This is a genomic window from Halosegnis sp. (assembly GCF_042216475.1).
Taxonomy (GTDB): domain Archaea; phylum Halobacteriota; class Halobacteria; order Halobacteriales; family Haloarculaceae; genus Halosegnis.
This window is the reverse complement of record NZ_JBDGTV010000014.1, coordinates 137,498-146,624: the sequence shown is the minus strand read 5'-3', so window position 1 is coordinate 146,624 and position 9,127 is coordinate 137,498. Positions and strand designations below refer to the sequence as shown.

The following is a 9,127-nucleotide window of genomic DNA, read 5'->3' as shown; positions in this document are numbered from 1 at the left end:
TGGCGACCACACTATCGAGTGCATCGACAGCACGGTCACGAGCCGATTGGACGTGGTTACTGTGGAGTCGCGTCTGTTCGCGCACCTCGTCGTAGGTCATCTCGTGAAGGACCGACGAACGGGTTTCGGCCCACTCACCGTCCCACGCGGCGTCTACGACGTAGTTGGCGGCCCACAGGAACTCGTCAATCGTCTCGTGAAGCAGGTCCGCCTGTTCGTCGGTCACGTCGAGTTTGACCGGGACGGTGCGGCGGACCTCCATACTAATCACAACACAACCCATGCTTAAAAACATTAATATGGTCCGGTGGGGGAGTCAGCCTGCCACCGGCAACGCCAGTAGTGTAGTCAAGCGAACGCGCTTCCTCCCACCCCTGAAGGGGTGGGTTTCCGCGCTGTGGTATCTATGAGCGACTCGCAGACGAACGAGGCCGACTCGATTCTCGCCTGCGAGGAGTGTCTCGCGCCTGCCGAAGCCTTCGCGGTTGTGGGCAACGAGACGCGCCTCGCCATCCTGGAAGCGCTGTGGGAACTCGACCGTCCCGCGGCCTTCTCAGACATCCGCCGCGAGGTGGGGATGGCTGACTCTGCGCAGTTCAACTACCACCTCTCGAAGCTCCGCGGCCAGTTCGTCCGCAAGACGGACGACGGCTACGAGTTCCGCGCGGCCGGCCGGTCGGTCATCGCGGCCGTCCTTTCGGGAACACTGAACCAGGATCCCCGGCTTCGCCCGTTCGAGGTGACCGGCGAGTGTGTCGACTGCGGGGCCTCGCTTGTCGCCGGCTACGAGGACGAGCAAGTCCGGGTCCGTTGTGGCGAGTGTGGCCGCGGTCACGGTAGCTACGCATTCCCTCCGGGGGGACTGGCCGACCGCACTCGCGAGGAACTGATGGACGCGTTCAACCAGCGCGCGCGGCACCTCTCGTGTCTTTCGGCGGACGGCGTCTGCCCGGAGTGTTCTGGTCGAATGGAGACGCATCTGTTCGACACGCGCGATGACCCCGACGCTGACCTCGATGTCCGAGTCGAACACGAGTGCCAGCGGTGTCACCATACCATCCATTCATCCGTTGGGCTGGTGCTGCTGGACGACGCGGAGGTAGTCTCATTCTACCGGGACCACGGAATCGACCTAAACGCCGTCCCCTACTGGACGCTGGAGTGGTGTGTCACTGACGAGCACACCACCGTTGAGCAGGTCGGCGGCGACGGCCCCGGCGACGCGTGGCGTATTACCGTCACAGTCCCACTGGAGGACGAGCGGCTGGTCGTGGCGCTTGACGACGATCTCGACGTGCTCGACGCGACTCGCCGGCCCTGCGAGGCAGCCTGACGGACTGTCGACCCGCACCGATAAGAGGGTCGGGCGTGTGACCGCGGATATGTCGTTCGACGACGAGCGCGTCTCCGTGCTCACTTTCGACTCGTATAGCACTATCGTCGATGTCGGTTCCGCGACCGAGGCGCTCAACGACTACGTCGAGAACCCTGAACTCATCTCCGAGCGGTGGCGCTCGCACTCGCTGATGTACTCGATGGCCGCCAACGATACCGACTCTTACGAGACGTTCTACGAACTCAACCGTCACGCGCTCACCTACGCGCTGGAGTCGGCGGGCGTCGATGTCACCGAGACGGTGCGTGAGGATATCCTCTCGGTGTACATGGATCTCCATGTGTTCGAGGACGTCGCAGAGGGAGTCGAGCGGCTCTCGGAGGGGTACGATCTCTGGGTCGTCTCGAACGGCAACCCAGAGATGCTCGACGCGATGTTCGATGTCGCGGACCTCCACGACGATGTTGAGGGGTACATCAGCGCCGACGAGGTGGAGACGTTCAAGCCAGATCCGGGCATTTATCGCCACGCTGCTGCCCGCCTCGAGATGCCAATCGAGGAGATTGCCCACGTTACCGCCGGCTGGTTCGACGTTGCGGGTGCGGAGGCCGCGGGAATGCAGGGTGTATGGGTGAACCGCGACGACGGTCCGTACCCCAACTTCGGGCCGGAGCCGTCACTCGAGGTAGACTCGTTCACCGCACTGGCCGACGAGCTCGACCTGTAGTCGGAACCATCACGCCTATACTCACGTCAGCGCAGGCACGCGTATGAACGCCGCCCGGGTGGTCGCGCTCGTGGTCGTCCTCGTCCTTGCGTCGACACTCTTGGTCGGCCTCGCGGCCAGCCACGAAGCAGCCGGCGCTGCCGCTGAGCCAGATGCCTATCCGGGTCATACGCTCATCGGCGTGCAAGCCGTCGGCTGGTTCGGGAATAATAACGGCTACGCTGCCGTCGTCGCTCCGAACGGGAGCGTCGTCTGGCGCTGGTCTGTGCCGAACAGCCGAGTCTTCGACGTCGAGCACCTGCCGAACGGTAACGTGCTCGCAAGCGTCGCTGTCGTCGTCCCTAATGCTGACTGTCCGCAGCGGTACCAGGACCGGACGAACCGTGAGGCATGCGTCCATAACCGTGTCGTCGAGATCGATTACGAGACGAAGACCATCGTCTGGGAGTACGACTGGTACGACGCATTCCCAACCCACCACGAGGTTCACGATGCCGACCGCCTTTCGACGGGTGAGACGGCGATAATCGATATGGGTAACGACCGCGCTTTCACCGTAAACGAGGCTGGTGAGGTGACGTGGCGGTGGAACGCGACCGACCATATTGCCCAAGGGACACCGTGGTTCGAGGAGCATGTCCCCGGTGATAAGGCGGAGGCGTTCACCCGCTCGGGCTCAGAGTCCGACTGGACGCACATGAACGACATCGACCGGCTCTCGAACGGCCACTTCACGCTCTCGATTCGCAACTTCGATGTGGTGCTCGAGGTCGACCGGTCGGGGACCATCGTCGAGACGTACGGTACTCCCGATGACCACACGCAAATGAACGAACAGCACAATCCGAATCTGCTTGAGGAGGCAGGAACGTTGTTGGTCGCAGACTCGGAGAACGACCGCATCGTCGAACTTGACGCCGAGACGGGCAAGGTTGTCTGGACTTACGAGCGAGTACCGGCGTCTTCAGGCGTCGAACCCGCCACGCTCCGATGGCCGCGCGACGCCGACCGGCTCCCGAACGGGAATACACTCATCACGGATTCTCGACGATTCCGCGTACTGGAGGTGACGCCCAATGGAAGCGTCGCGTGGTCATTTGATTCCCGGGCAGAGTTGGGCAGACGCGCCATTATCTACGAGGCTGACCGGATTCGACTGACCGGCGAACACCTGCCTGAAGAGCCTGACGTCGCCCAGTCGGGTGGTACCCTTACCAGCCGGACCGGCGGGCCGCTGGTCGACGCATACGCCACTCTTGACTCGTGGCTCTCTTTCATTCTCCCGGCGTGGATGGGGCCGCTTGGGCTCGTGGTGGCGCTTGGAGACGTGACCGCGGCACTGCTGCTCGCCCGCGAACTCCGCTAGGGCTCGCGGTGTGGCTGGACAGGCCGCGAGAGCTCTGGCGGGCGGCCGAACTCGTCGAAGCGGTCGACATCTTCGTCGACGGCGTAGCCGAGTTCGCGCTCGTCGCTGTTGTCGACAAGGCGTCCCTCCTGCTTCTCGGTGGCGCCCTCAAAGCCGGGTTTGACGCGGACTGGCTTTGCCGGCTGACCGACGACGACGTGGTGAGCCGGAACGTCGCCGGTGACAGTAGCGCGCGCGCCCACGAGACTGTTCTCGCCTATCTTCACACCTGCGGTCACCATCGAATCGTAGGTGATCCGCGCGTCGTCTTCGATAATCGTGTGATAGTTGCGCACCTCTGTCTGGTCAACCACGTCGTGGTCGTGGCTGTATACGTGGGCATTATCGGAGATAGAGACGCGGTCGCCGATGGTAAGTCGCCCCCGGTCGTCGAGATGGACATCGTCGTGGACCACTGTATTGTCGCCCATCGTGATGTTGTGGCCGTAGGAGAAGGTTACTCCCTTGAAAATACGGAGGTTGTCGCCAGCCTCCTCGAATAGGTGGTTTGCGAGCATCTGCCGGAACCGGAGCGCGAAGGCGATGTTATCCGCCATCGGTGTGGCATCGAACTGACGCCAGAGCCACTGGAGGTGTTTCGATCGCTCGAAGCGAGTCTCGTCCTTCTCAGCATAGTACTCCGCCTCGAGAGTGGCGTTGCACGGGTCGTACCCCTGGAGACGCACCCGTGCGGCCGGCGACACCTCCTTGCCGGTCTGCCACCGCTCGTAGGCCTCGCGATCACCATACAGGTCGACGAGTACGTCCTGAACGACCTCGCAGGTACTCTCTGCTGCGTCCGGTCCGGCGGCCGTCAGTCGGGCGTCGACCTCTTCGATGAATGCGGACAGTCCCTCCTCTGCCTCTGCAGGCAGCGACACGTGCCGCTTTGTCATGCCCCTCGATACCCGACGGGCGCGTATCAGGGTTTCCGTCCGGCTCCCGTTACGGGTCTGTTACCCGATTACGGTGCCGTTACCGGCGGCCGGTGACCCGCGTTTGGACCCGCTCGGGAAACACCGCCTCGACGAGCGACGCTCCCTCTGCCTCGCGGAGCAGCTCCCGCAGCTCCGCCTCGTAGTCGCCTTTCGCGAGCGTCCTGGCGGGCCCCTCCTCTATCTCGAGTGTGTCAGCCGCCAGCCGGTCGACGGCCCCACGGCCGAAGCCCGCAAGCGGCGAGAGATAGTCGATGTCGTGTCGCTCCTCGAGCGACTGGGCCCACGCTCGCGACACCGTCGGGACCCGGTCGTCACGACGGGTACCGTCCGCAACGGCGTCAAACTCGCCGTCTGCGACGGCTTCCAGCGCAGCCTCGTGGACGGTCTGGATGCCATTGCGTGGGAACCCGTCTTCGGCCATTCGGGCGACGGCCTCATCAGCCACCGCCGTCTCGAGGGTGAGCCGCTCGAACGGGAAGCCAAGCTCCTCGGCAGTGGCGGCCGCATGGTCGGCTGCATCGCCGACTCCGAAGCCGGCGTGGACAAGCCGCACGTCGTAGAACCGGTCGAGTAGTAGCGCCGCCAGCGAGGAGTCCTTCCCCCCCGAAAAGAGGACTCCCGCCCGCATCTACCGCCGCTTAATGTTGAAGTCCTGTTTGTCGGGCTGGAGCTCCTGGAGGAGTGACTTCATCTGCTCTTCGTCAATTTTCCCCTGGACACGGCCGCTGCGGGCCAGTGCGACCACCTGCTGTTCGACCTGCTCACCGAACTCTGGTTTGGACATCTTCACGGAGTTGAGCCGCTTGCGGGCGCCGTCCGTCAGCGTCTGGCGGAGCACAGCCTTCTTCTGGGCCTCCGCCTGCTGGCGCTGGGCCTCGCGGGCCTCTTCACCGCCGGCTTGCTGGTCTTGCAGCTGTTCCATCTTCTTTTTCCGCAGCTCCTCGAGTTCGTCGTCCGTGGGCTCGTCGCTCATGGTCTTACGTTTTGGTGCCGTGCGAAAAACGGTTTCGCCCTCAGGCGTACCGCTCGAGTTCCGGCCGGTCGAGGTCCTCTTCGATGAGCCGGGTCGCCGTCTCGTCGAGCAGCGCGCGCCCCTCACCGGTGACTTCGCGGCCGCGCTTCTCGTTGGTGTTGATGTAACCGGCGTCGTCGAGCTGCTGAAGCAGTGTTCGGATGACATTTTGCGAGCCGTCCTGCTGTGCGCTTGGGCGGACCCGGTAGCGAGTCGACCCCTTCTCGGCATCGCCGTAGGCCGTCGACAGTCGCTCGACGCCGACCGGCCCGTCGACAGCTACCTTCCGGAGCAGCGACGCGCCGCGGCGCGCCCAGAAGTCCTCCTGTTCAGGGGGGAGCTCTTTTGCGGTACCAGTCTTCGTGTACTCGAGCCACTCGGGCTCATCCAACTCATCGCTCAGCTCGGCCGCCACGGCCTCGATAAGCTCGTCGGCAGGGGCGTCGTAGAGTGTCGCCATTACCATCACATCCGCCCCGTGGCGTTTAAGACTGACGTTAGCCGCCCGCGGGCGGCTCAGGCACCCAGTCGGTCCGAGCCGAGCACACCCGCCACGCCGCCGCCCACGGCCGTCGGCAGCAGGTACGTCCCGACCCGGTGAATGACCACCGCAGCCGCGGCGGTGTCGGCAGCTACCCCGAGCGCGACCAGCAGCGCGATGATAACCGTCTCGACACCGCCCAACCCACCCGGTAGCGGCGTGATGCCTGCGATGGCGCCGACAGGAACGACAACCAGCACGACCGGGTAGGCGACTGCCGCGTCTAACGCCACAAGCGAGAGCCAGAGCGACGTGGCCAGACAGAGCCAGCCGGTCGCTGAGAGCCCAAGCGCGACCGCGAGCCGTCGGCGATTGCCGCTCACCCGCTCGATGGCCGCAAAGAACCCCTCAACGCGCCCCCGGACGGCAGACTGGCCAGGTGCTGATCGGCCGGGGACGACGCGACTAACTGCCCGAACAACCGGTGTTACTGCCCGGATGACGACCCGTTCGACTCGATAGCGGTAGCGCCAGCCAGCCACCGCCAGCACCGGCACTGCCAGCGCGAGCGCGCCGACCGCGAGGGCAGCTACGCGGAGTCGTGAGCCAAAAGTGAGCCGCGTCGAAAAGTAGGCAATCCCTGCGGCTGCCAGCCCGATAGAAGGGACGAAATTGAGCGAGTCGACCGACGCGATAGCTGCCAGCGACGTCTCGTACTCCGTGTTGGCAGTCCGAGAAATGAAGAGCGCGGCTACCGGTTCGCCGCCAGCTTGTCCGAACGGCGTCACGTTGTTGGCGAACGTTGCAGCCGCGAATACCAGCACGGCGACGTGGCCCCGGACAGTCGCGCCAAGTCCGCCGAGCACCGTCCGGAGCGCCAGCCCCCAGGCCGTGAGCCACAGGGTTGCGACGCCGAAGACCGCCGCCAGCGCCGGCGGGTTCGCGCGGGCGATAGCGTCTGCCACCCGGCCGGGGCCGACCAGCCAGCCGACGACGGCGAGCACGAGCGCCGCCAAGGTGAACCCGACCAGTGATGCCCGGCGGTCGACGTTCATACCCGGGCTTCCGGCGGAGCGCGTTTATCGGGTTCGGTCGCAGCCGACACGGCTTTTCCTCCGGCCGCCCGCGGTGGCGTATGGACGAACGGGCTGCGCTCGCGCTCGTGGGCGAGGAACTCCCAGCCGCTGGCGACGACTGTGCCGTCGTCGACTCAACGGTCGTCACGACGGACATGCTCCACGACCGGACGGACTTCCCGGCGGGGACGACCCGCTACACGGCGGGGTGGCGAGCTGTCGGTGCCTCCCTGTCAGATGTGGCTGCTATGGGCGCAGACGCGACCGCAGCTGTCGCCGTCTATGCTGCCCCCGAGTTCGTCGCCGACGAGCTCCGCGCGTTCCTGTGTGGCGCCCGTGAGGTGTGTGCAGCCGTCGGCGCCGAGTACGTCGGCGGCGATCTTGACGGCCACGACGAGTTCACCGTTGCGACAACCGCCCTCGGCGAGACCGACGACCCGGTGTTGCGGTCCGGCGCCGCGCCGGGTGAGGCGGTCTGCGTGACTGGAACGCTCGGCCGGTCCGCCGCTGCCCTCAGGCTATTCGAGACGGATGCGGAGCAGGCGAACGCGCTGTTCCGGTTCGAGCCGCGGATCGCGGCCGGCCGTGCGCTTGCTTCCCATGCCACTGCGATGCTCGATTCGAGCGACGGACTTGCACGCTCGCTCCACCAGCTCGCGGAGGCGTCTGACTGCGGATTTGACGTCGAGAGCAATCGGCTTCCCGTCCACGAGACCGTTCCGCGTGTGGCTGAGGACGCTGATGACGAACGAGAGCTTGCGGTCCACTTCGGCGAGGATTTCGAATTAGTGTTCACGACGCCTGATCCGGACCGTGCGCGGTCGGTCGCGCCCGTACCGGTGTCGGTGGTCGGGGAGACGACGACCGGCGGTGTTCGGCTTGACGAGGCGCCACTTGCGGACCGTGGTTACACTCATTAGCTGAGTATCTGGAACGGGACAGGGACGAAACACAGCCCGCCCAACAGAAACGTGAGGACGCCAACAGCCATGCGGCGGCGATCCAGCGGCTCGTCGTAGACAGGGTCGGCGGGGCCGACGTAGGCGACCCCGAGCGTGAACAGCCCCCAGAACCCCCAGAGGGCGGGCGCATTGATGCCGACGTCAGCGAACGCGTACAGGTAGCCCGCGAGGCCGAACAGCGCGGCCGGCACCAGCGCGGCGACCGACGCCGCCCGTTCGCCGACCATCGCCCGCATGAGGTGGCCCCCGTCGAATTGGCCAACAGGGATGAGGTTAAGGAAGGTGACGAACATCCCCACCCAGCCGCCGAACACCACCGGATTCACCGCAAGTTGAGGATTAGAGTACTCCAGTGGCCGCCCCGTCAACTCCGCCAGCAGCTGTAATAGCGGCGGGTAACCGAATTCGATGGCGACAGCGTTCGAACTCTCGAGGATGCGCTGGGGCACGGTGATTGGCTCCATACTCAGCCCAACGATGCTTACCATCACCGCGGCGACGAGCCCCGCCAGCGGCCCAGCGACGCCGATGTCAAACAGCGCTCGCCGGTCGGGGATGCGCCCGTCCATCTTGATGACGGCCCCGAGCGTTCCGATGATGCTTGGGAACGGAATAAAGTACGGTAGCGAGGCGCTCACGTCGTGATGTCGCGAGAGCGCGTAGTGGCCGAATTCGTGAACTGCGAGCACGGAGAGGACGGCCGCGCTAAACTGCCAACTCTGGCCCGTCAGCAGGTCCAGCGGCCCCGTAACTTGCTCGTAGTACCACGAGGAGCCGACGAACAGCGTTGTCGCGACAGTGAGCAGGAACATCACGATGTTCGTCCATGGGATACCCTCGATGCCGCCGCCGGCTGGCTCGGCGACCAACGCGTAGCGACGGCTCCGGAGTTCGACTCCTGACACCGGGTCCGGTTCCGTGTCAGTCACTCGAGTGAGCCGAACGCTGTAGCCAGCCTCACGGAATGTCGGCCAGACGCGCCGCTCTAATTCGTCAGCCGGCAACAACGGCTCACCGACGTAGAGGATGCGATCGCCTTCGCGGCGGCGTTCCTCGACACGGAACGCCCCGGCGAGCGCCGAAGGCGGCGGCACGTTCGCTGCGGCCGCGCCCGCGGCGTCGCTGTCGGTCATCACCGTGGGAAAGTGGCTCCGGCAGATAAATCCCCGGACACGGAGCCGAACCGCTAC

At 65.2% G+C, this 9,127-nt stretch carries 10 protein-coding genes and 1 pseudogene; 4 read left to right on the top strand and 7 right to left on the bottom strand.

The features are described 5' to 3' along the window. Positions 1–262: pseudogene (locus tag ABEJ63_RS10425) on the bottom strand (RNA-guided endonuclease TnpB family protein); the annotation flags it as partial. A gap of 144 nt (positions 263–406) precedes the next feature. On the opposite strand from ABEJ63_RS10425, the gene ABEJ63_RS10420 reads away from it, so the two are divergent. From ABEJ63_RS10420 to ABEJ63_RS10410, 3 genes are read left to right on the top strand one after another with little or no spacing between them, the layout of a single operon-like run. Continuing rightward, positions 407–1,333, top strand: coding sequence for a winged helix-turn-helix domain-containing protein (locus ABEJ63_RS10420; RefSeq protein ID WP_375796306.1), 927 nt, complete (start codon positions 407–409; stop codon positions 1,331–1,333). Between the two features lie 49 nt (positions 1,334–1,382). After that, positions 1,383–2,063 (top strand): haloacid dehalogenase type II, encoded by a 681-nt coding sequence (locus tag ABEJ63_RS10415; protein ID WP_375796305.1) that lies wholly within the window; start codon positions 1,383–1,385, stop codon positions 2,061–2,063. A gap of 43 nt (positions 2,064–2,106) precedes the next feature. Further along, positions 2,107–3,429, top strand: coding sequence for an aryl-sulfate sulfotransferase (locus ABEJ63_RS10410; protein WP_375796304.1), 1,323 nt, complete (start codon positions 2,107–2,109; stop codon positions 3,427–3,429). Here ABEJ63_RS10410 and ABEJ63_RS10405 read toward each other — a convergent pair. From ABEJ63_RS10405 to ABEJ63_RS10385, 5 genes are all read right to left on the bottom strand, one after another. After that, positions 3,426–4,364: an acyltransferase gene (locus ABEJ63_RS10405; protein ID WP_375796303.1), complete on the bottom strand. Its 939-nt coding sequence runs from the start codon at positions 4,362–4,364 to the stop codon at positions 3,426–3,428. The genes ABEJ63_RS10410 and ABEJ63_RS10405 overlap by 4 nt on opposite strands. A 79-nt stretch (positions 4,365–4,443) precedes the next feature. Next, positions 4,444–5,034 carry an asparagine synthase-related protein gene (locus tag ABEJ63_RS10400; protein WP_375796302.1) on the bottom strand — a complete coding sequence of 197 codons (591 nt, stop codon included), beginning with the start codon at positions 5,032–5,034 and terminating at the stop codon, positions 4,444–4,446. Next, complete coding sequence (locus ABEJ63_RS10395; protein ID WP_375796301.1) at positions 5,035–5,379, bottom strand: DNA-binding protein; 345 nt, start codon at positions 5,377–5,379, stop codon at positions 5,035–5,037. Positions 5,380–5,419: 40 nt separating this feature from the next. Further along, a complete protein-coding gene (locus ABEJ63_RS10390; protein WP_375796300.1) occupies positions 5,420–5,878 on the bottom strand; it encodes a 30S ribosomal protein S19e in 459 nt (152 codons plus the stop codon). A 56-nt stretch (positions 5,879–5,934) separates the two neighbouring features. Next, positions 5,935–6,954, bottom strand: coding sequence for a YbhN family protein (locus ABEJ63_RS10385; RefSeq protein ID WP_375796299.1), 1,020 nt, complete (start codon positions 6,952–6,954; stop codon positions 5,935–5,937). An 80-nt stretch (positions 6,955–7,034) separates the two neighbouring features. Here ABEJ63_RS10385 and thiL point away from each other — a divergent pair, with 80 nt between their 5' ends. Beyond that, complete coding sequence (gene thiL, locus ABEJ63_RS10380; protein ID WP_375796298.1) at positions 7,035–7,895, top strand: thiamine-phosphate kinase; 861 nt, start codon at positions 7,035–7,037, stop codon at positions 7,893–7,895. Here thiL and ABEJ63_RS10375 read toward each other — a convergent pair. Continuing rightward, entirely contained in the window at positions 7,892–9,070 is a 1,179-nt protein-coding gene (locus ABEJ63_RS10375; protein WP_375796297.1) for a site-2 protease family protein, read from the bottom strand. The genes thiL and ABEJ63_RS10375 overlap by 4 nt on opposite strands. Between the last annotated feature and the right edge of the window lie 57 nt (positions 9,071–9,127).